Origin of the sequence: Nocardia cyriacigeorgica, from assembly GCF_005863245.1 — a bacterium.
GTDB classification, from domain to species: domain Bacteria; phylum Actinomycetota; class Actinomycetes; order Mycobacteriales; family Mycobacteriaceae; genus Nocardia; species Nocardia cyriacigeorgica_C.
This window is the reverse complement of the sequence record NZ_VBUT01000010.1, coordinates 150651-176819: the sequence shown is the minus strand read 5'-3', so window position 1 is coordinate 176819 and position 26169 is coordinate 150651. Positions and strand designations below refer to the sequence as shown.

The 26169-nt window shown below is 68.4% G+C and carries 24 protein-coding genes and 1 pseudogene; 11 read left to right on the top strand and 14 right to left on the bottom strand.

What is annotated here, in order from left to right; genetic code table 11:
- Positions 1–189: 189 nt before the first annotated feature.
- The 3 genes from FEK34_RS23940 to FEK34_RS30150 all read right to left on the bottom strand — a co-directional run bounded on the left by FEK34_RS23940 (position 190) and on the right by FEK34_RS30150 (position 2594).
- Positions 190–849 carry a hypothetical protein gene (locus FEK34_RS23940; RefSeq protein ID WP_138451231.1) on the bottom strand — a complete coding sequence of 220 codons (660 nt, stop codon included), beginning with the start codon at positions 847–849 and terminating at the stop codon, positions 190–192.
- A 187-nt stretch (positions 850–1036) separates the two neighbouring features.
- Positions 1037–2068: a phosphogluconate dehydrogenase (NAD(+)-dependent, decarboxylating) gene (gene gnd / locus FEK34_RS23935; protein WP_138451228.1), complete on the bottom strand. Its 1032-nt coding sequence runs from the start codon at positions 2066–2068 to the stop codon at positions 1037–1039.
- 388 nt (positions 2069–2456) lie between these two features.
- Positions 2457–2594, bottom strand: coding sequence for a hypothetical protein (locus FEK34_RS30150; protein WP_171048358.1), 138 nt, complete (start codon positions 2592–2594; stop codon positions 2457–2459).
- Positions 2595–3245: 651 nt separating this feature from the next.
- Here FEK34_RS30150 and FEK34_RS23930 point away from each other — a divergent pair.
- Entirely contained in the window at positions 3246–5432 is a 2187-nt protein-coding gene (locus FEK34_RS23930) for a VanW family protein (protein WP_249359542.1), read from the top strand.
- Positions 5433–5447: 15 nt separating this feature from the next.
- On the opposite strand, the gene FEK34_RS23925 is transcribed toward FEK34_RS23930, so the two are convergent.
- The 3 genes from FEK34_RS23925 to FEK34_RS23915 all read right to left on the bottom strand — a co-directional run bounded on the left by FEK34_RS23925 (position 5448) and on the right by FEK34_RS23915 (position 9589).
- Positions 5448–6176, bottom strand: coding sequence for a helix-turn-helix domain-containing protein (locus tag FEK34_RS23925; protein WP_138451226.1), 729 nt, complete (start codon positions 6174–6176; stop codon positions 5448–5450).
- Between the two features lie 330 nt (positions 6177–6506).
- Positions 6507–7538, bottom strand: coding sequence for a DUF4185 domain-containing protein (locus FEK34_RS23920; protein ID WP_249359540.1), 1032 nt, complete (start codon positions 7536–7538; stop codon positions 6507–6509).
- A 215-nt stretch (positions 7539–7753) separates the two neighbouring features.
- On the bottom strand, positions 7754–9589 hold the full coding sequence (locus tag FEK34_RS23915) for an acyl-CoA dehydrogenase (RefSeq protein ID WP_138451221.1): 1836 nt from the start codon (positions 9587–9589) through the stop codon (positions 7754–7756).
- Positions 9590–9821: 232 nt separating this feature from the next.
- Between FEK34_RS23915 and FEK34_RS23910 the strand changes: the two genes are divergently transcribed.
- Positions 9822–10421, top strand: a complete 600-nt coding sequence (locus FEK34_RS23910) for an alpha/beta hydrolase family protein (RefSeq protein ID WP_138451219.1) — start codon at positions 9822–9824, stop codon at positions 10419–10421.
- Between the two features lie 54 nt (positions 10422–10475).
- On the opposite strand, the gene FEK34_RS23905 is transcribed toward FEK34_RS23910, so the two are convergent.
- From FEK34_RS23905 to FEK34_RS23890, 4 genes are all read right to left on the bottom strand, one after another.
- Positions 10476–11171 carry a class I SAM-dependent methyltransferase gene (locus FEK34_RS23905; RefSeq protein WP_138451217.1) on the bottom strand — a complete coding sequence of 232 codons (696 nt, stop codon included), beginning with the start codon at positions 11169–11171 and terminating at the stop codon, positions 10476–10478.
- 110 nt (positions 11172–11281) lie between these two features.
- Entirely contained in the window at positions 11282–12505 is a 1224-nt protein-coding gene (locus FEK34_RS23900; protein WP_138451215.1) for an erythromycin esterase family protein, read from the bottom strand.
- Between the two features lie 371 nt (positions 12506–12876).
- Positions 12877–13980, bottom strand: coding sequence for a DUF4185 domain-containing protein (locus FEK34_RS23895; RefSeq protein ID WP_138451213.1), 1104 nt, complete (start codon positions 13978–13980; stop codon positions 12877–12879).
- Between the two features lie 160 nt (positions 13981–14140).
- Positions 14141–14902 (bottom strand): crotonase/enoyl-CoA hydratase family protein, encoded by a 762-nt coding sequence (locus FEK34_RS23890; protein ID WP_138451211.1) that lies wholly within the window; start codon positions 14900–14902, stop codon positions 14141–14143.
- A 200-nt stretch (positions 14903–15102) separates the two neighbouring features.
- Between FEK34_RS23890 and FEK34_RS23885 the strand changes: the two genes are divergently transcribed.
- A complete protein-coding gene (locus FEK34_RS23885; RefSeq protein WP_138451209.1) occupies positions 15103–15867 on the top strand; it encodes a crotonase/enoyl-CoA hydratase family protein in 765 nt (254 codons plus the stop codon).
- 250 nt (positions 15868–16117) lie between these two features.
- On the opposite strand, the gene FEK34_RS23880 is transcribed toward FEK34_RS23885, so the two are convergent.
- On the bottom strand, positions 16118–16897 hold the full coding sequence (locus FEK34_RS23880; protein WP_138451207.1) for an alpha/beta fold hydrolase: 780 nt from the start codon (positions 16895–16897) through the stop codon (positions 16118–16120).
- A 108-nt stretch (positions 16898–17005) separates the two neighbouring features.
- On the opposite strand from FEK34_RS23880, the gene FEK34_RS23875 reads away from it, so the two are divergent.
- The 3 genes from FEK34_RS23875 (at position 17006) to FEK34_RS23865 (ending at position 18010) form a co-directional block, all read left to right on the top strand.
- Positions 17006–17239, top strand: a complete 234-nt coding sequence (locus FEK34_RS23875; RefSeq protein ID WP_138451205.1) for a hypothetical protein — start codon at positions 17006–17008, stop codon at positions 17237–17239.
- Positions 17226–17522, top strand: a complete 297-nt coding sequence (locus FEK34_RS23870; protein ID WP_138451203.1) for a type II toxin-antitoxin system PemK/MazF family toxin — start codon at positions 17226–17228, stop codon at positions 17520–17522. The genes FEK34_RS23875 and FEK34_RS23870 overlap by 14 nt, the downstream gene beginning before the upstream one ends.
- Before the next feature lie 155 nt (positions 17523–17677).
- A complete protein-coding gene (locus tag FEK34_RS23865; protein WP_138451202.1) occupies positions 17678–18010 on the top strand; it encodes a hypothetical protein in 333 nt (110 codons plus the stop codon).
- A 20-nt stretch (positions 18011–18030) separates the two neighbouring features.
- On the opposite strand, the gene FEK34_RS23860 is transcribed toward FEK34_RS23865, so the two are convergent.
- Positions 18031–18333, bottom strand: coding sequence for a DUF1905 domain-containing protein (locus FEK34_RS23860; RefSeq protein ID WP_249358243.1), 303 nt, complete (start codon positions 18331–18333; stop codon positions 18031–18033).
- A 95-nt stretch (positions 18334–18428) separates the two neighbouring features.
- Between FEK34_RS23860 and FEK34_RS23855 the strand changes: the two genes are divergently transcribed.
- Complete coding sequence (locus FEK34_RS23855) at positions 18429–19640, top strand: acyl-CoA dehydrogenase family protein (RefSeq protein ID WP_138451200.1); 1212 nt, start codon at positions 18429–18431, stop codon at positions 19638–19640.
- Between the two features lie 171 nt (positions 19641–19811).
- Here the strand turns inward: FEK34_RS23855 and tnpA are convergent, their stop codons facing one another.
- Complete coding sequence (gene tnpA / locus FEK34_RS23850; protein WP_138451198.1) at positions 19812–20228, bottom strand: IS200/IS605 family transposase; 417 nt, start codon at positions 20226–20228, stop codon at positions 19812–19814.
- A gap of 22 nt (positions 20229–20250) precedes the next feature.
- Between tnpA and FEK34_RS23845 the strand changes: the two genes are divergently transcribed.
- Positions 20251–21399: an RNA-guided endonuclease InsQ/TnpB family protein gene (locus FEK34_RS23845; protein ID WP_138451196.1), complete on the top strand. Its 1149-nt coding sequence runs from the start codon at positions 20251–20253 to the stop codon at positions 21397–21399.
- Between the two features lie 133 nt (positions 21400–21532).
- On the opposite strand, the gene FEK34_RS23840 is transcribed toward FEK34_RS23845, so the two are convergent.
- The gene (locus FEK34_RS23840) at positions 21533–22015 is read right to left on the bottom strand and encodes a GAF domain-containing protein (RefSeq protein WP_138451194.1); all 483 of its coding nucleotides are present in this window, start codon (positions 22013–22015) and stop codon (positions 21533–21535) included.
- Positions 22016–22111: 96 nt separating this feature from the next.
- On the opposite strand from FEK34_RS23840, the gene FEK34_RS23835 reads away from it, so the two are divergent.
- The 3 genes and pseudogenes from FEK34_RS23835 (at position 22112) to FEK34_RS23825 (ending at position 26158) form a co-directional block, all read left to right on the top strand.
- Positions 22112–23497 carry a styrene monooxygenase/indole monooxygenase family protein gene (locus FEK34_RS23835; protein WP_138451192.1) on the top strand — a complete coding sequence of 462 codons (1386 nt, stop codon included), beginning with the start codon at positions 22112–22114 and terminating at the stop codon, positions 23495–23497.
- 124 nt (positions 23498–23621) lie between these two features.
- Positions 23622–24737 (top strand): annotated as a pseudogene (gene sfnG / locus FEK34_RS23830) (dimethylsulfone monooxygenase SfnG).
- Positions 24734–26158: an acyl-CoA dehydrogenase family protein gene (locus FEK34_RS23825; RefSeq protein WP_249359538.1), complete on the top strand. Its 1425-nt coding sequence runs from the start codon at positions 24734–24736 to the stop codon at positions 26156–26158. Before sfnG ends, FEK34_RS23825 begins: the two are co-directional and overlap by 4 nt.
- Positions 26159–26169 lie beyond the last annotated feature (11 nt).

The window sequence follows — 26169 nt, the reverse complement described above, 5'->3', positions numbered from 1 at the left end:
GGTGATCTGCCTATGACCTGCGGTTATGCATCACGGGCTGCGATTCGGCCGGACCGGGCGTGGCGCCGCCACCGCCCATCGGCACCGTTCCGGGGCCGGGGACAGGGTCGAACGGCGATGGTCCGGCCCGACGCCGCATCGAGGCTGTGCCGGGTCGATCGAGTTCGGTCGCGGGCGACTGCCGACTGTTCAGGCGTTGACCGGCGCAGGCTTCGGCGTCGCCGACTCCAGCGTGCTGCGCAGGTTCACGATCACGGTCCGTCCGAGCGCGTTGTTGCCAACGCCGCCGATCACCGCGCCGATCCCGGCCGGAATCACCTTGCCGAACATCAGCGCACCGCGTCGCACCACGAATTGGACCAGGAAGCGCTTCATGGTCGAGTCGTCCATGCGGTTCAGTCCCGGAATCCAGTTGCCGAGCGCGTCGGCCCACTTACCGGCGGTATGGCCCGCCGTCTGCCCCAATGCCTTCGTCCCGGCCTGGCCGAGCACCACCGCCGAGACGAGGTGGCTGTCGAGGATCTCCTCCGGCGACTTCCCGTGCACCGTGGCGGCACCAGTGGTCAGCACGCTCGAGGCCTCCAGGAACACCAGCGTGTCGGCGCCCGTCGCGAACAACGCCACCACCGTGCCCACGCCGGGAACCGCCGCACTCAACCCGACACCCACACCGCTCGCGGTCACCGCGATCAGGTACTGCCGCTCCAGCCGACGCACGATCTGCTCCGGCGTTTCCTCCGGATGCCGGTCCCGCAGCCACCCCGCGTACTTCGCCACCACCGGCGCCTGCGTGTGCGCGGCGCGATCCAACGCCGACACCACACCCTTGTCCAGGAATTCCCGCAGCATAGAACCAGCCTCCTAGCCTCCCGCCGCACCACGACGGTCGTTCGGTACCCAGAGTCGACACACGGGAAGCGCCGATCCTCACGCGCCCCGGCCGATGATCCTGATCACCCGGCGCGCCGGCCGTGCCGAATATAACCCGCCCCCTCGAGCTGGGCCGCAGACGCGCAGGTCAGGAAGGTCTATCGGATTACTCCTTCGGGAGCTCGTTGTGGCCGCCGAAGGCCTTGCGCATGGCGGAGAGCATCTTGTCGGCGTAGTGGGATTCGCCGCGGGAGGAGAAGCGCTGGAACAGGGCCGCGGACAGGACGGGGACCGGGACGCCGATGTCGATGGCGGCGTCGACGGTCCAGCGGCCCTCGCCGGAATCGGAGACGCGGCCGCCGAAGGAGTCGAGATTCGGGTCGGCGTGCAGGGCGGCGGCGGTCAGATCCAGCAACCAGGAGGCGACCACCGAGCCACGGCGCCACACCTCGGTCACCTCGGGGATGTCGATGTCGTAGCGGTAGTACTCGGGGTGCTCGAGCGGGGTCTCCTCGGCCGAATGCGCCCCGCCGTCGTAGTCGACGCCGATATCGGCCTTGTGCAGGATGTTGAGGCCCTCGGCGTAGGCGGCCATGGCGCCGTACTCGATGCCGTTGTGCACCATCTTCACGAAATGCCCTGCGCCGGCCGGCCCGCAGTGCAGGTAACCCTGTTCGGCGGGGGAGGGCTCGCCGGTGCGACCGGGGGTGCGGGGCGCGGCGTCCACGCCGGGAGCGATCGAACGCAGCAGCGGCTCGAGGTACTTCACCGGCTCGGCCTCGCCGCCGATCATCAGGCAGAAGCCGCGGTCGCGGCCGAAAACGCCGCCGGAAGTGCCGATATCGACGTAGTGGATGCCCTTGGGCGCCAGTCGCTCGGCCCGTTCGATGTCCTCGTGATAGCGGCTGTTGCCGCCGTCGATGATGATGTCGCCCGGCGCGAGCAGTGCGGCGACCTGGTCGATGACGGCGCCCGTCGCGCCGGCCGGAATCATCACCCACACCACGCGCGGGGTTTCCAGGCGCGAGACGAACTCGGTCAGGTCGGTGGTTCCGGAGAACGAGTCGCCCAGTTCGGCGCTGAGCTCGTCGATATGCGGAGCGTGGCGTTCGTATCCGACGGCGGTGTGCCCGTCGGCGACGATCCGGCGCACGATGTTGGCGCCCATCCGTCCGAGGCCGATCATTCCCAGCTGCATGCCATCATCTCCTCGTTCGTCGTCACCCCTGGTCGCGCACGATTGTCCCGCGCCGGAGGAAATTGATGTGGCAGGCGGGTGTAACGCGGCGAATGCGGCGCCGATAGACAGATCGGCTCCGTGTAGTTGCCAGACCCCCGACCCGGCAACTGCACGGAGCCTTTTGGTGTGCGAACTGCGACTTTGCCCATCGTTTGCTGGATCGCGATCCGGTGTGATCTGTGCGGCACTGACGTCGTCGGTGCCGACCGTTATCGTTGGGCGAGCGCGCACCGCGCGAGAAACTTGTAACCCGATGTGGGGAGGACGATTCGTGACCGGCGAGTCGAACACCGGACGCGGCGAGAGATCCGAGCCCGCCCGCCGCGCACAGCCCACCAACGGCGGGCTACGCCAGTTCCTCGAATCGGCCCGCGCCCAGCAGCAACAGCAGCGCCGCGAGGCCGAGCAAGCCCAGCAGCTCCAGTCGCCACAGGAGTCCCAGCAGGCGCAGGAACCGCGACAGCCGCTCGTGGACCATCGGCACCCGCAGTCCCAGGATTCACCAGCACGGCCGGGCCTAAACGCGCAAAATCCGCGCAACGCCGAGCGGCCCGGCAACACGCCGCCCGGCGAGCCCTCCCCGGCGCATCAGCCCGACCCCGCGCCGGCATTCGGCCGCGCCACCTCACCCCTCGACCGCGCGACCCTGCGGATCCCCATGCCGGCCAACCCGCCTGGATCGTCGCAGGAGCGCCCGCAGAGCGCGCCGGAACCGCGTCAGGGGCACATGCCTGAGCCGTCGCCCGAGCATCTGACGCAGCGGCTGCCCGTTCAATCGAATCCGCCCCGCCCGCGCCCGGAGCAGGCGCGATCCGCCGACGCACCGCAGGAACCGCTGACGCGCCGTCTCCCGGTCCCGCCTACCGCGGGTGCGCCCACGGCTCACCAGGTCGATGACACGGGCGCGACCGACGCGCTCCCGGTCGAGCAGCCCCATCGAGGGGGAGAATTCACCCCCGCCTCGGCCGCCGACATGCCCAACGGCGCCGCTCGCCCCGGCCCCGGTGTCGCTACTCCGATAGAAACCGCTCGCTCCGGATCCGGCGTCGAAACGCCTAATGGTGGACGTCGCCCGGGCCCCGGTGTCGATGCGCCGAGGGGTGCCGGTCGTCCCGACTCGGTCGGCGGTGCACCCTTGGGTTCCAGTAGCACCGCCCCGACCGCCGATGCGCTCAACCGTCCGGGGCATCCCGGCTCCGACCCTGGTTCGAGGAGCGGTGCCCGTCGTCCGGGCCCGGCTTTCGATACGCCGAAGGCCACCGATCGCCCCGACGCGGCCGGGGATTCGCCCACCGAGGTGATGAGTGCGGTCCCACAGGCCGCAGGCCGGGAAGACAATCCGCAGTCGACGCTGCGATTCGCGCCCGCAGCGGCGCCGGCACCGCAGGAACCTGCCCAGCCTGCGCACGACCGCGAGGGGGCGCACGACCAGGAGACAGCGGCCTACACCGCATCCGAGCGCACTCCTGCAACGCAGGAGACCACCGCCTACCCCCACTCCGCGCAGAGCCCGGCGAATCAGGAAGCCGGTTACGACGATGACGAGCAGGGCGCTCCCCGCCCGCCGGCTCCACGCGCGCCGGGTGAACGTCGCCCGATTTCCCGGCAACCGGAGGAATCGAAGAAGCGGCCCGAGTTCTTGGAGATCATGCGGTCGCCGAAGGCGCGCAAGATCGGGATCGCGGTCGGCGCCCTGTTCGGCCTCGGCCTGCTGGGGTATGTGGCCGATCTCGCGATGTCCTCGGGTGAGGTGCCGCGTGGTGTGGTGGTCGCCGGGGTCGAGATCGGTGGCATGGACAAATCCGCGGCCGATGCTCGCCTGCGCGCGGAACTGGATGGGCGCGCGGGCCGGGAACTGCCGGTGACGATCGGCGACGTGCAGACCACGCTGGTGCCCGGTTCGGCGGGGCTCAGCGTCGACTGGGACGGCACCTGGGACCGGATCGGCGGCCAGCCGCTCAACCCGATCACCCGCGTGACCTCGCTGTTCGGCACCGAGACCGTCGAGGTCGATACCGCCGTCGACGAGGAGGCGCTCGGCGCCACGCTCGACGGGCTACGCGTGCACGACCGGCCGACCGTCGAGGGCACCATCGTCTTCGAGAACGCGCAACCGGTGGCGGTGGCTCCGGTCCCCGGCCGCGTGCTCGATGCGGCTGCCGCCCGCGATGTGCTCGTGCACAACTGGGTCGCCGGCACGCCGATGAACCTGCCGGTGGTGCCCGCGCCGGTCGCCGTTCGCCAGGACGCGATCGACCAGGCGTTGCGGCAGATCGCCCAGCCCGCGGTGTCGGCGCCGGTGATCTTCGACGGCAAGGGCGGTAAGGCCCAGCTGGTTCCCGAGCAGATCGCCACCATCGTGTCGTTCGCGCCCGACGGCAACGGCGGGCTCACCCCGCGCATCGATCAGAAGGTCGCCACCGACCTGCTGGCCCCGCAGCTGAAGGAGTCCGAGGTCGAGCCCAAGGACGCGACCTTCACCCTCTCCGGCGGCAAACCGACGGTGGTTCCGTCGGTGGTCGGCGACAAGATCAACTGGCAGAAGACCCTCGAGCCGCTCGCCACCCTGCTGGCCGCCCCCGCGCCGCAGCGCACCGCGCCCGCGGTGTACGAGAAGGTCGAGCCGAAACTGACCACCGAAGCGGCCGCGGGCCTCGGAATCGTCGAGCCGATGGGCGAATTCACCACCGGCGGGTTCAGCGGACCGTCCGGGGTGAATATCCGGACCGTCGCCAGGAAGGTCAACGGCGCCGTCGTCAAACCCGGAGAAACCTTCTCGCTCAACGAGTTCACCGGGCCACGCGGCACCGCCGAGGGCTATGTCGAATCCGGCATCATCGACCACGGCAGGCCGAGCAAGGCGGTCGGTGGTGGCATCAGCCAGTTCGCCACCACCCTCTACAACGCCGCCTATTTCGCGGGTCTCGAGGACACCGGCCACACCGAGCACAGTTATTACATCTCGCGGTATCCGGCCGCCCGGGAAGCGACGGTGTTCGACGGCGCCATCGACCTCAGTTTCCGCAACAACACCGCCAACGGCATCTATATCGAAGCCTCGGCGAACAATTCCGAAGTGACGGTGCGGATCTGGGGCACCAAGACCGTCGAGGTGGAATCCATCACCGGCGAACGCACCAAGCCGACCAAACCCAAGACCATCACCCTGCCCAAGGGTGAGGGCTGCATCGCAACCGAGGGCGCTGACGGATTCACCGTCAGCGACACCCGGGTGATCACCGATATCGCTACCGGCAGGGAAGTGTCGCGGACAACGCGCACCGTGAAATACGATCCGATCCCGATCGTCAAATGTGAATAGCGGCTCGCCCGGCCATTACGCGCCGGGCACCAGCCGGTACAGCATCCACGGCCGCCTCGGGAATTCCGGCGCGTAGATGCGCGCGATCATGCCCCGGTTGCGCCGGGTGACGGGGTCGCGCACCAGCACGCGATCGCGGTGCAGCTCGTCGGGCCGCAGCGGAGCGGTCCACATCCGGTCCCATTCCGGTGCGCGCCCGCAGCGGTCGGCGATCTCGGCGATCCGCTTATCGTCGGCGAGCCCCGGCGACAGCACCCGGAACGCATTGACCAGCAGCCGCGCCTCGGCGGACCATTCGGGCAGTACCGCTTTCGCGGCGGGGTTCAGGAACATCCATTCCAGCGCGTTCGTTCCGGCCTCGACGCCGGGAAACCATCGCTGATACGCGGAATTGGCGGCGACGATATCGAAGGTCGGCAATACCTGGAAGCAGGCGGGATGGGTCAGGCTGCGTAGATCCGCCAGGTCGTCGGGGGTCGGGGTGTCCGGTACGGCACCCAGCCCGCTCGGCAGGAAGTCGGGGCGAGTAAGGCTGCCGATATGCCCGCGGAACCACACCGGCACCTGCAATGCGTCGAACAGCTGCGTCAGGGTGTCCGAACTGGGTTCGCGCGCACCGCTTTCCACCTCTTCGGCGACCACGCGCGGAATGCGGGCCCGCACCGCCATTTCGCCGCAGCTCATTCCTACCGAATGCCGCCGTTCCCGAACGTATTCGCCGATCGTGTAGCGCTGTTCGATCATGTCCCCTCACCGCTTTCGCCTGAAACCACGAAACCGGCACAGCAGAGCGCGCTGGAAACTGCCGCTGCCGCGCCGGATGACTACATTGCGCAGAACTCGGTACCGAGAAGGCAAACGATAGGCGCCGATCCCTACCTCGGCGCATTCCTACACCGAGTCGTCGCTCATTCGTTACCCCAGCCTTCGAAAGCATTGCAGCGAAAGGCAATCGGTATCGCGCGCAGAGTATGGCACACCGGCGCGCCCGCGGCAGAGGCGGCCGTGGCCGAGCGGATCAGCGGCGAAAACGCCTCGGGCAGGCGAGAAATCGGCTACCGACGGGTCGCGCCCCTACAGCGGCGTGCGCATCAGGATGACGTTGTACTGGTTGTGCACGGTGAGCAGGAAATACAGGTCGCTACCGGTCTGGTAGGGGTAGATCATCGGCGCGTACGCGGTGGGGAGAGCGGCCGCTTCGATCAGCGTGCGTGGCGGGCTCCACGGGCCTTCCGGCGCGGGTGCGGTGCGTAGCACCACCGAGTTGGCGGGGTCGGTGGTGAGCATGACGTACTGGCCGAGGTGGTCGTTCCACTGCACCGACAGTTCGGCGACCCCGCCGACGATCGGCGCCGCGGCCTTGGCGTCGTTGGGTTTCCAGCCGTGGCCGTCCCAGTATTCGTAGGCGTCGAGGTTGGCGATCTCGTGCTCTCTGACCCGGGAGATGTAGCCGGCGTGGTCGCGGCCCGCGGGCGTGCCGTACTTGTAGACGTAGCCGCCGCTCTTGACGAAGGCGTTCTGCTGGAACTTCTCGAACCCGTCGACGTTGGCGCGCCGGGTGGTCGGCAGCTGCGCCCAGGTCTGGCCGCCGTCACCGGAGACGGCGAGGGTCGCGAAATTGGTGTCCCACTTGCCGTGGTCGCCCCAGTGCCGCACCGACATCATGGACATGTACTGCACCCCGCCCACGGAGATGCCCGCGGTGGGGATGAGGCTGATCTCGATACCCGGAATCTTCGGGCTCGGCAGCGGATTGGGCACCACGCCGTCGAACATGATGCCGTCCGCCGGGTTCGGATCATGGCTGCGGAACAGCACATTGCTCGTCCACGCCCACACGCTGCCGGCCAGCAGGTTCGGCACGCCGAGCCCGGCGCTGTCGCCGAAGGCGGTGATCATGCCGCCACGCCCGTCGTCCCACATGATGCCGAGATCGGTGCCGAGCACATTGGCGCGCTGGGTCTGGTTCGGGCTGTCCATCCCGGTGACCTGGAAGACCGCCTGCGTCGGGCCCGGCAGCGCGGGCAACCCACGCGGCTGACCATTGATTCCGGGAATCGGATTGACGTTGTTCGGATCCGCGACGGCAGGCCCCGCGAGAACCATCGAACACACCGCCCCCACCGCCCCGGCGCGAGCGAGCGCAGCCAACGACCGGTTCAGCTTCAACGTTTCCTCCTGGCCAGATCCCACCGGTTCCGAACGCAACGAGAACCTTATCCGGGCCCGCCGACACCCGCCAGATGACGACGACCCGGGATACACGAAAAGAGCGGCCCGGAAGAGATCCGAACCGCTCTTTTCACTTATGCCTGACTACCTCAGAAGGCCGCCTCGTCCAGCTCCATGATGTCGTTGTCCAGGTTGGACAGCACGGTGCGGGTGGCGGTCAGCTCCGGCAGGACGTTGCGGGCGAAGAACTGCGCGACCGCGACCTTGCCCTTGTAGAACGCCTCGTCGGCACCGGTGACGCCCTCGTCCAGCTTGGCGCCGGCCACCTCGGCCTGACGCAGCAGCTGCCAGCCGATGAGCAGGTCGCCGACGGCCATCAGGAAGCGCACCGAACCGAGGCCGACCTTGTACAGCTCGGTCGGCTGCTCCTGGGCGCCCATCAGGTGCCCGGTCAGGGTGGCGGCCATGGCCTGCACATCCTCGAGCGCGGTGGCCAGCAGCTTGCGCTCGCCCTTCAGCCGGCCGTTGCCCGCCTCGGAGTCGATGAACTTCTGGACCTGGCCGGCCACGTGCGCCAGCGCCACACCGCGGTCGCGGGCGATCTTGCGGAAGAAGAAGTCCTGCGCCTGGATGGCGGTGGTGCCCTCGTACAGCGAGTCGATCTTGGCGTCGCGGATGTACTGCTCGATCGGGTAGTCCTGCAAGAAGCCGGAGCCACCGAAGGTCTGCAGCGATTCGGTCAGGTACTGGTAGGCGCGCTCGGAACCGACACCCTTGACGATCGGCAGCAGCAGATCGTTGACGCGGAACGCGGTGTCCTTGTCCGCACCCGAGACCAGCTGGGCGATGTCCTCGTTCTGGTGCGCGGCGGTGTAGAGGTACACCGCGCGCAGGCCCTCGGCGTAGGCCTTCTGCAGGGCCAGCGAGCGACGCACGTCCGGGTGGTGGGTGATGGTGACGCGCGGAGCGGTCTTGTCGGTCATCTGGGTGAGGTCGGCACCCTGCACGCGCTCCTTGGCGAACTCCAGGGCGTTCAGGTAACCGGTCGACAGGGTCGCGATGGCCTTGGTACCGACCATCATGCGCGCGTTCTCGATGACGTCGAACATCTGCGCGATGCCGTTGTGCACCTCGCCGACCAGCCAGCCCTTGGCGGGGATGCCGTGGCCGCCGAAGGTGACCTCACAGGTGGCCGAGACCTTGATGCCCATCTTGTGCTCGACGTTGGTGACGAAGACACCGTTGCGGTCGCCCAGGGTCTGGGTCTCGAAGTCGAAGTGGTACTTCGGCACGAAGAACAGCGACAGGCCCTTGGTGCCGGGGCCTGCGCCCTCGGGGCGGGCCAGCACCAGGTGCATGATGTTTTCGAACAGGTCGTCGGAGTCACCGGAGGTGATGAAGCGCTTGACGCCCTCGATGTGCCAGGAGCCGTCTTCCTGCTTGATGGCCTTGGTGCGGCCGGCGCCGACGTCGGAGCCCGCGTCGGGCTCGGTCAGCACCATGGTGGCGCCCCAGTTGCGCTCGGCGATGATCTGAGCCCACTTCTTCTGCTCATCGGTGCCGTTGTTGTAGAAGACCTGCGCGAAGCCGGCGCCCGCGCCGTACATCTGCGCGGGCGGGTTGGCGCCGAGGATCATCTCGCTCAGCGCCCAGACGACGCTGGAGGGCGCGCCGAGGCCGCCGAGCTCCTCGCGAACGCCGACCTTCATCCACTCGCCGTCTTCGAGGGCGCGGTAGGACTTCTTGAAGGCCTCGGGGAGGGTGACGGTGTGGGTCTCGGGGTCGAAGACCGGCGGGTTGCGGTCGCCCTCGACGAAGGAGTCGGCCAGCGGGCCCTCGGCCAGGCGCCGGACCTCGTTGAGCATTTCCTTCACGGTGTCGGTGTCCAGGTCACCGTAGGCGCCGCTGTCCAGCACCGAGCCGATGCCGAGCACCTCGAAGAGGTTGAACTCCAGGTCGCGGACGTTGCTCTTGTAATGGCCCATGTCTGCTACTCACTCTCCATCGAGTTGGTGCGGTCGGTTGTTCTGCCGTTCCCGCCCGTTGTCGCCTCCGGGTAGCCATACCGGTTTTCCGCATGCTACTCGCGGGTAACTTATTCGCCATATTACCGGCCAGTAAGGCGGTCGCAAAGACGAAAACCGCCAATGTGACGCGTTGAACACGCGACCCCTCGCCGAGTCGGGGCTGGCAGCTGACCTGCGGTTACTGTGAGGTGTGCGGATCGAGACGAGTGCCGGGCCCGCCGAGGTGCAGCTGCGCCGCCCCCGCGAGGCGAAGTTCCTGCTGCTGCTCACCCACGGCGCCGGTGGAGGCGTCGATACCAAAGACATTCTGGCTGTTCGCGATTCGGCGCTCGCCGCCGGTGGGGCGGTCGGGCTGGTGACGCAGCCGTACCGGGTCGCGGGCGGCCGGGCGCCGGGATCGGCGGCGAAACAGGACGCGGCCTGGGTGGAGATCGTCGAAGCCGTGCGCAGGCGCGCGGGCAAGAAACTGCCGCTCATCCAGGGCGGGCGCAGCAATGGGGCGCGGGTGGCGTGCCGGACCGCGCTCGAGGTGGGCGCGCACGGGGTGATCGCACTGTCGTTTCCCCTGCATCCGCCGGGCAAGCCGGAGAAATCCCGGCGGGAGGAGCTGCTCGCGACCGGCGATATCGAGGTGGTCGTGATCAATGGCGGCAGCGATCCCTTCGGCATCCCGGATCCGGGTGATGCCGCCGAGGTCTGCGTTATCCCAGGTCAGCCGCATTCCTTCCGGGCGGGGTTCGACGTCATCGCGGAGACGGCGGGTGCCTGGTTGCGGCGGTGGAGCGGGTAGTCGGTATCGCACCGTGTCGGCCGGCGTGTCGGATGCGATGCGCGTCGGACCGGGTCACTCTGCCGGCGTCGGCCCGTCCGGCTCCGGTGCGAGATCGGCCCGACGGGCGATGACTAGGGCGTCGATGGCATCGCGCCCCTCCGTCGGCCGCTGGATGCGGTCGGCGACGCGGATGTGGATATCGGGCAGGCCCTCGAGATCGGTGACGATGTCGTCGGGTGTGAACAGGATCTGCGGGTCCTGCGGTCCGCCGTAACCGTCGGTGAGGTTGGTGCTGTCGTGGCCGAGGACCAGCAGGGTGCCGCCGGGGCTCAGCAGCCGCGCCACCTGCCGCACCAGCGGGCGGCGTTGGGCGGCGGGCAGATGCAGGAACACCATCAGCACCAGTTCGTAGGGGCCGGTGAGGCCGGTGGACTCGACATCGGTGAGATCGGCGCACTGCCAGGTCAGCCGCTCCCGGACCGACCGCGACAGCCGGGTCGCGACCGTCCGTCCCTTGTCGATGCCCACCTGCGAGAAGTCCACCGCGTGTACCCGCCAGCCGTGGGTCGCCAGCCACAGCGCGTTGCGGCCCTCGCCGCAGGCCAGATCGAGGGCGCGCGGCAGATCGGGGACCACGCCGTCGGGGCCCGGATGCAGCGGCGTCACCCGGTCCAGACCGAAGACGTGTTCCACCACGGTGCTGTTCGGCGGTGCGCCCCACACCAATTCACCCTGCGCGTACCGCGCATCCCATTCGGCCGCGTCCATGATGGTCAGTGTATTGACCCCCGTGGGGACAACCCGGCGAACGCGGCGCGGCAGGTAGACGCGACGGCGAGACCGCGGCGCCCCGGGCCGAGCAACTCCCGGCCCCGAGGTCAGGCGGAGAACTCGGGCAGCCACTCCACCGGCGTCGTCGCACGGATGTGGATCAGCGCGTCGAAGGCGGCGGCGAGCGAGTCGACCGCGATGAGGGCTTCGTCGTCCTTGGCCGGGTCGTAGATTCCGCTGATCGTGCGCAGTTTCGCCGGCCCGCGCCGCCACCGGTCGACGGATTCGGGAGCCTCGCCGTGCAGGTCGACGACGAAGGCGGGCAGATCGACCGCGCCCAGCTGGGCGTCGATCAGCTCGGGCGCCGGGTCCGGCGCGATCGCGAGACCGAGATCGCCGTGATGGAAGCCGATCGCCACCGAGGCGTAGCGCTCGCCGAACGCCGCCCGCAGATGGACGCCCGCGCCGCGGAATCGGTCCGGCTCGGTGCGTCCGACGCCCGCACCCGTGCCCGCGGTGTGGCCGATCCCGTCCCAGTAGACGATCTTCGCGCCGGTGCGCCGCTGCCGCTCGATGATGGTCTCGGCCGAACGCCGCTCGTCCCTGGCGAATCCGCCCTGACCGGCGACGCTGTACCGATGGAAATCGACGATCATCCGCATGCGCGCGGCGATGTCGTCCGGAACGCCGGTCAGTTGTTCGATCAGCCGCTGGGCGTCACGGGCATGCTCGATGAACGGACGGCCGGGATGAATCCCCTGATGACGCTGGACATGTTCGTCGACGCGGTGCGCGGTGCGGATCGGCTCGAGATGGGATCGCAGCTGCGCCAGCGCATCCGGTGCGTGCTCGCGGACGTGATCGAGGACCGCGTCGTAATCGGCGGGTTCGGCGGCGGGCGGTTCGATGCCGAACACCGTCACCGGATCGTCGGGATGCTGCTCGTTGAACGTCCGGATCCAGTCGAGCGCGGCCACCATGTCCGCCGTCCGCCACGGCCGCCAGGCCCCGGCGAGCGCCGCCGCCGGATCGCCCTGCCCGGTGCGGACGTAGGCGTCGAGCCGGTCGCCGGAGCGGGCGCCGTCCTGAATCGCCAGGGCACGGAAACCGTGCTGCTGCACCAGCGCCCGGAAGATGCGCTCGCGCACGCCGAAGGTCTGCCGGGAGAACCGGGTCGACTCGCCGAGGCCCACGACGGTCGCCGCGGCGAGTCGTGCGATCAGTGGATCGAGATCGGTGCCGACGCCGTCGGCTTCGGTGCGCAGCGGCTGGGCGCGGGCGCGCAGCCAGTGCTGTATTTCGGTGGTGTCCGAGCTCAGTTGCGCGGTCATGATGTCCTCCCGGGTGATCGTGTGTCAGCCCAGGCTCGTACATCAACCTTTGTTCAGGTCAAGCGCGCGACATCGGCCGACTCCGGTTCGGACGAGACGGCCCCGCTCCGGCAGGACGCAGCCGAGCCGATCGGTATGCATCCGCGCGCCAACAGCTGCGCGCATGGAGCTGCTTGCCAGGCCGATCGCGCGCGACGGGCACCCGAACGCACCGATGCCCGCGCGGACGGTTCACTACCCAGGAATCGACTGCCGAACCGGAGCCGAGCAGCCATGGGCGTACCAGTGGTGGACGAGAACTCTGACGGGCCGGTCGGGTCGATGCCGGAGCCCGCCGGGAACCACGCGGGCATCGTGACAGCGGACCCGATCTACAGGCGCGTGCGCATCAGCAGCACGTTGTACTGACTGTGCACCGTCGTCAGGAAGTACAGATCGCTCCCAGTCTGATACGGGAAGATCGAGGGCGCGTACGCGGTCGGCAGCGCGCGGGTATCGATCAGCACCTCGGGAGCGCTCCACGGCCCCACCGGCGAGGACGCGCGGCGCATGACGACCGAGTTCCACGGGTCGGTGGTGAGCGAGATGAACTGGCCGAGATAGTCGTTGTACATCACCGACAGCTCGCCGACGCCGTGCATGATCGGCGCCGCCTTGTTCACGTCGCGGATCCAGCCCGCGCCGTCCCAGTACTCGTAGGCGCCGAGGTTCTGCATATCGGGCTCGCGCACCCGCGAGATGTAGGCGGCGTTGTCGCGGCCGGACGGCGTGCCGTAGACGTAGACGAAGCCGCCGTCCTTCAGGAAGGCGTTCATCTGGAAGTTGGCATTGCCGCCCTCGTTCGGGCGCCGGGTGGCGGTGAGATCGGCCCAGGTCTCGCCGTTGTCGGCGGAGGCGGCCAGGCCGGAGAAGTTGGTGGTCCATTCGCCGGGCGCGTCCCAGGTCTTCACTGACATCGTGCTCATGTACTGCACCCCGCCCACCGAAATGCCGGCGGTGGGGATGCGGCTGATCTCGAGGAACGGAATCTTCGGGCTCGGAATCAGATCGCGGGCCTGACCGAAGACGTCGCGCACCACGCTGTCGAAGTAGATGCCGCCGGAGGGGTCCTTGGTGTGGCTGCGCACCAGAATATTGCTGCGCCAGGCCCACATACTGCCCGCCAGCAGGTTGGGGAAGCCGAGGCCCGCGGTATCGCCGAAGGCGGTGAGCATCTCGCCGTGGCCGTTGTCCCACATGATGCCCAGGTCGGTGCCGAGCACGTTGTAGTTCTGGGTGACGTTCGGGCTGGCCATTCCCGTCACCTGGAAGACGGCCTGGGTGCGGCCCGGTAGATTCGGCAGGCCGTTGGTGCCGTTGAGCACCGGGATCGGGTTGATGGCGTTGGGGTTTGCCGTGGCCGGGGCGGTCGCGGTGAGAAGCAGGGCCGATGCGCCCGCGAGCGCGGACATCAGGATGGACGCGGTTCTGCTCACAGGGTGGGCCCTCCGGGGTCGCGCCGAAACGGGCCTCGATCCACGGAACGCACGCGTGTGTCGTGCACCACATTTCGACTGGCTGGCAAATCGTCGGAAATGCTAGCAGTGAAATCCCCAGAATTGGGGGGTTGCGCCTGCGACCGGCCGATTACCAAATCTATTTCGGTGTTTTTCCACCCGATCCCAATGCGCGCCGCACGATCAGCGGCAACTGCGCAGCACGCTCGAGGGCGAACGCGCGGCGGGCCGAGGCCTGCCAGGCCCGGTCGATGAGGCGTTTGGCGGCGGCTACGGCCTCGGGCGGGCGGGCCGCGATGCGGTCGGCGAGCTTCTCGGCCTCGGCCATCGGATCGGCGCTGATCTCGGTGATCAGTCCGATCCGGGCCGCGTGCGCGGCGTCGACGGTGTCGGCGGTCATGGCGAGCAGCAGGGCCTGATCGGCGCCGACGAGCCGGGCCAGCGTCGCGGTGCCGGTCATATCGGGGATCAGGCCGTGCTTGACCTCCATCACCGAGTATTCGGAATCGGGGGTGCCGAAACGGAAGTCGGCGGCCAGGGCCAGTTGCAGGCCGCCGCCGTAGCAGCGGCCGTGCACGACCGCGATCACCGGGACCGGCAGCCGGCGCCAGGCCCAGCACGCCTCTTGGAAGGTATTGGTGCCGCGCCAGGGCAGCGGAACGAAATTGCGCACGATGGCGAGCGGATCGCCGGTGGCCTCGGCGATATCGAGTCCGCTGCTGAAGCTCGGCCCCTCGCCGGAGAGGATGACCGCGCGCACTTCGCGCCGCTCGGCCACGGTATGCGCGGCCGCGACCAGATCGCGCAGCATCTCGATGGTCAGGCCGTTGTGCTTGTCCGGGCGGTTCAGCGTGACGTAGGCGCGTTCGCCCTCGAATCGCACCGCGATATATGAGCCCATGGCACTATCTTACTCTGCGGTAAGTTCAGCTGCGGGGCGCTTTCCGAGTACTCCGGGTCGTATCGGTCCGTGGCGCCGGTTCGCTGAGCGGGAGAGCGAGCCGAAGCCGGGTCACGCGCGGCCCACCTCGCATAGTGTCGATCCCGGTGGTCGTCGACGATCCGATGACGGCCAGGTGCTGCCCATCGAGAGGACATCCCATGACCGATCTGGTGCTGGTCGAACGGCGTGATGCGATCACCGTGCTGACCGTCAACCGTCCCGAGGCCCGCAATGCCATCGACCTGGCCACCGCCAAGGCCATCGAGGCGGCCGTGGACGCGTTCGAAGCCGACGTGGAAGCCCGGGTGCTGGTCCTCACCGGCGCCGGCGGCACGTTCAGCGCCGGAATGGATCTGGTCGCCGCCTCGCGTGGTGAGATGCCGATGACCCCGCATCGCGGACCGCTGGGGATCGCCGCGAAACCGCCCGCCAAGCCGATGATCTCGGCGGTCGAGGGATATGCCCTCGCCGGTGGTTTCGAGCTGGCGCTGTCCGGCGACATGATCGTCGCCGCGCGCGACGCGCAGTTCGGGATCCCGGAGGTCAAGCGCGGTCTGGTGGCGGCGGGTGGTGGTGTGCTGCGGCTGACCCAGCGACTACCGCGCAGCACCGCGGCCGAACTGGCGTTGACGGGCGGGCGGATCAGCGCCGAGCGGCTGTATCAGCTCGGCCTGATCAACCGGGTCACGGAGCCGGGCGGTGCGCTCGATACCGCTCTCGAACTCGCCGCCGAGATCGCGGCGGCGGCCCCGCTGGCCGTCGCGGCGAGTAAACGGATCATCGACGAATCGCCGGACTGGAGCACCGCCGAAGCCTTCGCCAAGCAGGGCGAGGTCGCGTTGCCCGCGCTGTTCTCCAAGGACGCCGCCGAGGGTGCGCTGGCCTTCGCGCAGAAGCGTGAGCCGCAGTGGCAGGGGCGCTGACCCACTAGCTCGTCTGGCGCGGCCGTCGCCTCGCAGGGGGAGGCGACGGCCGGTCGCTCTCGGCTGACCGAGCGGGTGCAGCGGCACTCGCGATCAGCCAGCGGGGTTGTCGTTGAAGGGGGTGTGCCGGCCGGCTCGCAGGGGCGGCGGCTGCCGGTCAGTCGAGTCGGTCCAGCGGCGCTCGCGCGGCCCGCGGGGTCGTCGGCGATGGGTGTGCGCGGCTGTCTCGCCGGGAGGCGGCCGGTGCCGGTCAGCCGAGTCGGTCCAGCAGCACGCGCGCGCAGCCGTCGGGATCGTCGTAGAACGGTGTGTGCCCGCTGCCGTGCAGCGTGATGTGCTCGGCTCCCGGCAGTACGGCCTTGGCGCGGCGCGCCTGGGTGGCGTAGGTGAGCAGGATGTCGCGGTTGCCCCACGCAATGGTGACCGGGAGGTCGGCCAGGGCGGTGGGGTCGGGGAGGCGGAAGTCGGTGAAGGAGGCGAGGGCGTCGTCGAACCCGGGGGCGTCCATGGCGCCGACGGCGGTGGCGACGGCGATCTCGGTGTCCAGCGCCCAAGGCTTGCCGATGACAAGGCTCAGGAAGGCGGTCCGCCCGGCCGCGGTGCCGAGTACTTTCCGCAGCGCGGGGCGCAGGCGGTTGCCGATGGCCTTCGACTTGCCCAGCGACTGCTGGCACCAGATCCGGCCGGGAGTATCCCAGAAGCCGATCGGCGAATACGCCGTCACCGAGCGGGCCAGCCCGCGGGCGCCGAGGGTGAGCGAGATGCCGCCGCCCATCGAGTTTCCGGCGAGATGCGGGCGTTCGATGCCCTCGGCGGCGAGGAAGTCGGCCAGGGCGTCGGCGAGGGTGGCGACGGTGGTGTGCGGCAGCGGCGCCGATTCGCCGAAACCGGGCAGATCCACCGCGATCACCTCGAAGGATTCGGCCAGCGCCGGGACGATCGGCTCCCACACCTGCCTGCGACTGCCGACGCCGTGCACCAGGACCAGCGGTTCGCCGGTGCCGAATCGGTCGTGGGCCAGGGTGCTCATCGTGGGACTCCGATCGCTCTTGTGGGCCGTCAGATTAACAGCAGGCGCATGCTGTCAGTTCGATTCCGAGGGTGGGCAGCTGGCCCGGTGACCGGTACGATAATTGGTATGGCAACGCGTAAGGTCACCCTTTCGCTGGACGAGTCCGCCTGGTCGTTCGCCGAACAGGCCGCCGCCCGCGCGGGAATGTCACCGTCGGCCTGGATCTCCAAGGCCGCGCGCCGCGAAGCCGTGCGCACCGGCGTCGGGCCGATCCCCGCGCCCGCCGACATCTCCGCCCAGGCGGCGAGAGACGCGGCCGAGATGGCCGCCGCGGAGGAGGCGATGCGTGCGCAGGGGTGAACTCTGGCTGTATCACCCGCACGGATCGCCACGACACCGCACCGTCGTGCTCATCAGCAGCGACGGCATCAACGAATCCCCGCGCCCCTGGCTGATCGCCGCGGAACTGCTCGAGCAGGATCCGCAGGACATCCTCGCCGTTCCGCTCGGCTCGCTGGGCTGGGTGCACGCGGGCAATATCGGCCGGATCTATCGCGGCTGGCTGGCCGAACGGGTCGACGAGGCAGACGCCGAGACGATGGACCGCCTCGATACCGCACTGCGCGCCGCTATGGATCTCTGAGGATCTGTGGAATACCCGGAAAACGTCGTTTCGGGTTGCGGACTTCGTATCGCTGCGACTACACACGGGCGTGGATCCGCGCCGTCACGCGCTGCGGACCCGCCGGCCCGGCGCCATCGCCGGCCCGGCTGCTACACCCCTGAGAGAGGAATTCGGTGCGGATCAAGCTGATTGCCACGGCGCTCATCGCCCTGCCGCTGCTGGCTGCGTGCGGCGGCAGCGATGCCGAGGCGGCCACCGTCACGGAGGCGGACCTGTCCAAATCCATGCAGGACAAGGGCATGCAGGACAAGGCGCTCGCCGATTGCGTGGCGAAGGTGTTCGTCGCCGAGGGCATCTCCCAAGACGGTCTGCGCACGCTGATGTCCGGCGAGCACGACCCGCAGGCGCCGGACTCGGAGAACTTCGGCATGAGCAAGGAAGACGCCGACAAGACTCGCGCGGCGCAGGCCAAGATCGTCACCGAATGCGTGAAGCTGCCGAGCTGACCCGATGAGCGGCGCGCGGATCAGATCGCGATGACGATCTCGATCCGCGCCCGCGACCCGTCCACCAGATCCTCGGCGAGGCGCACCGGCTTCTTCACCGGCAAGATGTAGGTGGCCCGGGATTTGTCGGGGAACAGCGACGTCGACCAGCGGCTGCCGCCGATCGTCACCCGGACCCGCACCGAGCCGAACCCGCCCGCGCGGTGCCCGTACAGCTCCTCGATCTCGTCGGCGATGTCTTCGGGCAGGTCCACGAAATGCCATGAGCCCTGCCCGTGGTGCTCCCACACCCGCGCCGTGAAGGTGTATCGCCCGCCAGTCACGCCGTGACCATAGCCCGCGGCACCGACAGGTAGTCGTTTCGATCGCGCTGCGCGTAACCGGTGATCTCGGCGGCGGTCTGGGCGATCGTTGGCCGATGACATCCGCGACTTCTGTTTCCGACGCTGAGCTGGACGCGACCTTCGCGCCGATTTTCGACCGGATCGCCGCGGGCGCGGTCGAGCGCGAGATCGACCGGAGATTGCCGCACGAGGAGATCGGCTGGCTGAAGGCGGCCGGTTTCGGCGCGCTGCGGGCACCGGTGGAGGCCGGTGGCTTCGGCGTCACCGTCCGGCAGCTGTTCCGGCTGCTCATCGACCTGGCCGCCGCCGAATCCAATCTGCCGCAGGCATTGCGGGTGCATTTCTCGTTCGTCGAGGATCAGCTGCTCGCCGAACCGGGGCCGACCCGCGACGCCTGGTTGCGTGCGGTCGGTTCGGGCACGCTGGTCGGCAATGCCATCACCGAGCCGGGCGTCGGCGCTGTCGATCGCTACCGGACGACGCTGACCCGCCGCGGCGACCATTGGCTGCTCAACGGCGTCAAGTACTACAGCACCGGTTCGCTCTACGCCGATCACATCCTGGTGGCGGCCGACCGCGACGGCGAACGGGTCGGAGTCCTGGTCGACGCCGACGCCGACGGGGTCCGTCAGCACGACGACTGGGACGGTTTCGGTCAACGGCTCACCGCCAGCGGCACCACCGAATTCACCGATGTGGTGGTCACCGAGGAACGTATTCTCGGCCCGGGCTACGGCGCGCCGGGCCCCACCTATGCCACCTCGTATCTGCAACTGGTCCAGCTCGCGGTGCTCGCGGGTATCGCCGCACGCGCCGAACGCGACGCCCGCGCCTGGGTCGTCGAACGCACCCGCACCTACACCCATGCCGCCGCGGACCTGCCGCGCGAAGATCCGCTGGTGCAGCAGGTGATCGGGCGGCTGTCGGCGGCCGCGTTCGGGGCGCGGGCGAGCGTGCTCGCGGTGGCAGATGTGCTCGATGAGGTGCTGGACGCTGGGGCAACCGACGAAAAGGCGCTGGCAGCAGCCGAATTGGCGGCGGCCCAGGCGCAGCTCGGCATCATCGATACCGTGCTCGCGGCCACCACCCAGCTGTTCGAGGTGGGCGGGGCGTCGGTGGTGTCGGAGCGGCTGCGGCTGGACCGGCACTGGCGCAATGCCCGCACCATCTCGGTGCACAATCCGGCGATCTTCAAGGCGCGGGCCATCGGCGATCACCTGCTCAACGGCACCGAGCTGCCGTTCGCGTGGAGCGCGGGCGCGCGCGGCGAGGCGGCGACCCGATGACCAGGCGGATCCGTTTCAATGCCTTCGATATGAACTGCGTCGCCCATCAGTCGCCCGGACTGTGGCGTCATCCGGAGGATCAGTCGCACCGCTACAAGAGTGCGCGCTAGTGCTCCGTCTTTCGCAGGGGAGATGGAGGCGCACGGGAGGCCTGCCAAGAGCCGAGGGTGCCTAGATGGGGCGGCTCTGCTGCTCAATGTACTGCCGCAGCACACTGATCGGAGGGCCTCCCACCGATCCGGCGAAATACGAACCCGACCATAAGCGCTGCGCACGCCAGTAGTGGCGAACCAGTTCGGGGAACTCCTGCCGCATCCGCCGCGATGACACGCCCTTGAGACTGTTCACCAGCTTCGACAGAGCGACTTTTGGGGGGAAGTGCACCAGCAGGTGGACATGGTCGCTGTCGCCGTTGAACTCGACCAGTTCGACCTCGAAGTCCGCGCATACCGCCCGCATGATCTCCTCCATCCGTTTCAGGTGCCGGTCGGCGAACACGCGATGCCGATACTTGGTGATAAAAACCAAATGTGCGTGAAGGATAAAAGTGCAGTGTCTACCAGTACGAATATCGCTGATGGCGGTCATAAACCAATGCTAGACTTGTGTGGTGCAGCTCCGATACCAGTACCGCCTGAACCCCACACCGGGGCAACAGGCGGCGCTGGCGCGCGCCTTCGGGTGCGCTCGGGTCGTGTTCAACGATGCGATCGCCGCACGCGAACAAGCGCGCCGCGACGGCCTGCCGTACCCGAAGGATGCGGAACTGTCCAAAGCCCTCTCCGCGGCCAAGGCCACGCCCGAGCGGGTGTGGCTGAGTGAGGTGTCGTCGGTGGTGTTGCAGCAGGCACTCGCCGATGCGAACACGGCCTACCGCAACTTCTTCGCCTCGGTCACCGGGAAACGGAAAGGCCGCAAGGTCGGGGCACCGCGATTTCGGTCTCGCCGCGACCACCGGCAGGCCATCCGATTCACTCGCAATGCTCGCTTCGCGGTCACGACGGGTCGGAAATTGCGCCTACCGAAGATCGGCGACGTTGCGGTCCGCTGGTCTCGCGACTTGCCGTCCGAACCGTCGTCGGTGACGGTCATCAAGGACTCTGCGGGCCGGTACTTCGCGTCGTTTGTCGTCGATCTCGACCCGCAACCGCTGCCCGAGGTCGATATCGAGATCGGTGTCGACTTGGGGTTGACCACGTTCGCGGTCTTGTCCAACGGTAAGACCGTCGCCTCTCCGAAATTCCTGCGCCGAGCCGAACGCCGACTCCGCAAAGCGCAACAGGACTTGTCCCGCAAGGACAAGGGCAGCAATAACCGGGCCAAGGCACGCTTGCGGGTTGCCAAAGCCCACGCCAAGGTCGCCGATGCCAGGCGCGACTTCGCGCACAAACAGTCCACGACACTGATCCGCGAGAACCAAGCGATCTATGTCGAGGACTTGTGCGTGACCGGTTTGGCACGGACACGGTTGGCGAAGTCGGTCCACGACGCCGGGTGGGGCATGTTCACCCGGATGGTCGAGGAGAAAGCTGCCCGATATGGGCGGCACTTCGGCAAGGTCGATCGGTTGTTCCCGTCGTCGCAAACCTGCTCGACATGTGGGCGGGTCGATGGAAGGAAACCGCTGTCGGTGCGGGAATGGGGGTGCCCTTGCGGCGCGGTCCACGACCGGGATCTGAACGCCGCGATAAATATCCTCGCCGCCGGACGGGCGGAGAGGCGAAACGCCTGCGGAGGGGCTGTCAGCCTTTCCGCCTAGCGGGAAGCGAGCCCCAGTGAAACAGGAACCCACCGAGAGCGTCCGGCACGACGCTGGTAGGAATCCTCGGCCTTCAGACCGGGGAGGACGTCAAAACCAGGCCGACGAGTGTGTGTGTGTCGTCGTAGTCGGTTCAGAACGAGGCGAGGAAGATCCCGGCCACGGCCTCCAACCCGAGGCGGTCGGTGGTGTCGAAACGCCCGGGCAGCGGGCTGTCGAGATCGAGGACGCCGATCAGCTCACCCTCGCGCACCAGCGGGATCACGATTTCCGAGCGGGTGTCCGCGTCGCAGGCGATATGCCCGGGGAAGGCGTGCACGTCGGGGACGAGCTGGGTGACGCGGGTGGTGGCGGCGGTACCGCACACCCCCTTGCCGAGGGCGATCCGCACGCAGGCGGGTTTGCCCTGGAACGGGCCGACCACCAGTTCGTGTCCGTCGAAGAAGTAGAAACCGGCCCAGTTGAGGTCGGGCAGGGTGTGGAACAGCAGCGCGGACAGGTTCGCGGCATTGGCGATCCGGTCGGATTCGCCGGCGACCAGCGCCCGCGCCTGTTCGGCGAGCCCGCGGTACTGCTCGGTGCGGTCCCCACTCAATTCGGTGACGGTGAACGACATGCCGCCATGGTATGCGTCATCGTCATACGGTCTCCCTATTGATTCTGCGTGATCGCAATACTGCCGGAAGAGATTGGACACCAGCACCATTCACCCATGACAACGCAGCATTCCGCTTCCCGCTCCACCCGTTCGGCCGCGGTGATCGGCGCCGGCCAGACCGGCGTCACTGCGGCCCTCGGCCTGCTCGACGCAGGCTTCGACGTCACCCTCTACAGCGATCGCGATCAGCGTGCGCTGCGCGACGATGTGCCCGCCACCGGCACCGCCCTCGAATTCGGCGAGACCCAGCAGGCCGAGGCCGCGCTCGGCCTGGACAGCTACACCGGGCGCGCGCCACGGCACACCGGCCTCAGCGCGCGCATCGTCGGGCCGGACAAGGCCGAGCTCATCGCCTTCGACGGGCAGTTCGACGGCTATGTCGGCGTCGCGGTCGATACCAGGCTCAAGGCCGACGATCGGCTCACCACCTTCCGTGAGCGCGGCGGCGCGTTCCTCGTCGAACCGGTCACGCCGGAAACGCTGGACACCATCGCCGCCGCCAATGACCTCACCCTCGTCGCGACCGGCAAGGGCGGTCTGTCCGACCTGTTCGCCATCGACCCGCAGCGCACCGTCTACGACAAGCCGCAGCGTTCCCTGCTGACGGTCACCGTCACCGGTCTCGGCCACGATCAGGGCGTGTTCGCCCATCGCGGCCCGGCCGGCGGTGCGCACAGCGGCTTCTCCATCATCGCCGACCAGGGCGAAGGCTGGTGGGGTCCGTACCTGCACAAGGACGCGGGCCCGAGCTGGGCGTTCCTGGGTTGGGCGCGGCCGGGCAGTGAGTGGGAATCGCGGTTCGCCGCAGCCGATTCCGCTGAATCCGCACTGCGCATCGTCAAGGACCTCTACCGCGATTTCGCCGAATGGGATCTGCCGGAGGTACTCGCCACCGAGGTCATCGCCGAGGACCCGCATTCCTGGCTGAAGGGCGCGGTGCGGCCGGTGGTCCGGGCCGGGGTCGGCCACACGGCCAACGGTCATGTGGTCGCCGCTCTCGGTGACACCGCCGTCGCCTACGACCCGATCGCCGGGCAGGGCGCGCAGAGCGGTCTGATCCAGGCGCAGCGGCTGATCGCGGCGGCCGCCGTGCACGACGGTCCGTTCGACGCGGCCTGGCTGCAGGCGCAGTACGACAGCTTCCTCGCCGCCCGCAGCGACGCCGCCAACAAGGTGACCAGGCTGTTCCTCAGCGATCCCGCTCTCGGCGAGATCGCCGAGCTGTTCTTCGCGGCCGCGGCCGTCGACCCGCGGTTCGCCTCGGCGCTGGTGGGGTTGCTGCACCGCCCCCAGCCCCTGCTCGCCATCGACTCGGCCGCCGACGCCGCCGCCTACATCACGCAGGTCACCGGCGTCGACGCCACCGAGTTGCTCGGACGGTTCGCGCCTGCGGGCCGGTTCGAGCGGTCGTCGTTCGCGCCCGCGCTCGCCGTGGGCTGACTCGCGATCCGATCGCACAGATTCAAACCCTCGTCCGGTAACGGGCCCGGTGCTGGAGTGGATGGTGCGCCGACCGTCCACCCGGCACCGGCCCGGCAACCACGAACCCGACCTTGGAGCGACTATGACCACCGAGCAGATCACCGACCGGATCCGGTTCGCCTACTGGGTGCCCAACGTGAGTGGTGGCCTGGTGACCAGCGATATCGAACAGCGCACCAGCTGGGATTTCGAGTACAACAAGAAGCTCGCGCAGACCGCCGAGAACAATGGTTTCGACTACGCGCTCTCCCAGGTGCGCTACACCGCCTCCTACGGCGCCGAATTCCAGCACGAATCCACCTCGTTCAGCCTGGCCCTGCTCGGCGCCACCGAGCGGCTGAAGGTGATCGCCGCGGTGCATCCCGGGCTGTGGCATCCGGCGGTCCTGGCCAAGTTCGGCGCGACCGCCGACCATCTGTCCAACGGGCGCTTCGCCATCAATGTGGTGTCGGGCTGGTTCGCCGGTGAATTCACCGCACTCGGTGAGCCGTGGCTCGAACACGACGAAAGATACCGGCGCAGTGCCGAATTCCTCGAGGTGATCCGCAAGATCTGGACCGAGGACAATGTGAACTACGGCGGCGATTTCTATCGCATCCGTGATTTCACGCTGAAGCCGAAACCGCTCAATTCCCCGGAACGCCCCAATCCCGAACTGTTCCAAGGTGGTAACTCGACGGCGGCACGCCGCAACGGTGGTCGTTTCGCCGACTGGTACTTCTCCAACGGCAAGGATTTCGACGGCGTCACCGAACAGCTGGACGATCTGCGTGCGGTCGCGCGCGAGCATCAGCGGGAGGTGAAGTTCGGCCTCAACGGGTTCATCATCGCCCGCGACACCGAAAAGGAAGCCCGCGACACCCTCCGCGAAATCATCGAGAAAGCGAACAAGCCCGCGGTGCAAGGGTTCCGCGATGCCGTCCAGCAGGCCGGTGCCTCCACCCGCGACGGCAAGGGCATGTGAGCCGATTCCACCTTCGAGGACCTCGTGCAATACAACGACGGCTTCCGCACCCAGCTGATCGGCACACCCGAGCAGGTGGCCGAACGGATCGTGGCCTACCGCGACCTCGGCGTCGATCTGATTCTCGGTGGATTCCTGCACTTCCAGGAGGAGATCGAATACTTCGGCGCCAAGGTGCTGCCGCTGGTGCGGGAACTGGAGGCGGCGCGCACGCCCGTCGCAGCCGGACGATGACCGCCGTCGCCGCCGACCGCATCACCTCCGCCGCGCACGCCCGCGCGGTGGCCGGCCGGCTCGCGCGCGAGTTCGCCGAAGGCGCGGCGGCGCGGGATCGGGATCGCGAGTTGCCCTATGCGGAAATAGATCAGCTGGCTTCCTCCGGACTGCTCGCCATCACCGTGCCCGCCGAGTACGGTGGCGCGCAGTTGCCGCCGAGCGTGGTCGCCGATGTGGTGCGCATTCTCGCCGCGGCCGATCCGAATATCGCGCAGATCCCGCACAGCCATTTCGTCTATCTGAACCTGCTGCGATTGGCCGGCTCGCCGCAACAGCGGAGCAGGTATTTCGGGGCCGTACTCGACGGGGCCCGGATCGCGAATGCGCAATCGGAGCGATCGGGGGCGACGGTGGCCGATATCTCCACCACCGTCCGGCCGTCGGGTTCCGGCTTTCGCGTAGACGGCACCAAGTTCTACTGCACCGGTTCACTGTTCGCCGACATCCTCGCCGTGCTCACCCGGCTCGACGATCCGGACGGCCGGTCCGGGTTGCCGCCGGGGGAGTACGTAGCGTTCCTGCCCGCCGACACCGACGGCGTCCGGATCGTCGACGACTGGCACGGCATCGGCCAGCGCACCACGGGCAGCGGGACCGTCGAGTTCGATGGTGTGCTGGTCACGCACGATCAGCTGGTCGCCCGGGCAGCAGCGGTCGGCGCACCCAGCGGCTACGGCGCGTTCGCTCAACTGCTGCACGCGGCGATCGACACCGGCATCGCACGCGGAGCCCTCGCCGCGGCAACGAAATTCGTGCGTACCAAGTCGCGGCCGTGGTTCGAGGCGGGCGTGGATCGGGCCGTGGATGATCCCCTGCTGATCCAGCGTTTCGGGGAATTGGCGGTCGCCGTGCGAACGGCCGAGGCCACGCTGGCAGCCGCCGGGACTGCGGTCGACGCCGCAACGGCGGCAGTTCCGCACAACGTCGATCACGCCGACCCGCCGCGTGAGTCCGCAGGCCTTCCGGTACTCGACGGTGCTGCCACTGTGGCACTTCCGCGCGAAAGGCGCCATGGCGAGTCCGCACAGCACGACGTGTCGGCAGCGCTGTCATCCGAGTCCGCCGGGACCGGGCATACCTCCAGCTTCCCTGCGCTGTCACTCGACGCAGCCCAGCCGTCCGACCAGCGATCACTCGCCGCCGAGGCGTCGCTAGCGGTCGCCACCGCCAAGATCGTGGCCGACCGCGCCGCGAATGAGGTATCCGCCGCACTCTTCGAGGTCTCCGGAACGCGCAGCGCCGCAGCGGAAGCCAATCTGCACCACTTCTGGCGCAATGCCCGCACGCACACCCTGCACGATCCGGTCCGGTGGAAGTACCAGCACATCGGGCGGTCGGTGCTGCACGGCACACCGCCACCGCTGCACGGTGTGATCTGAGAAGTGAGGAG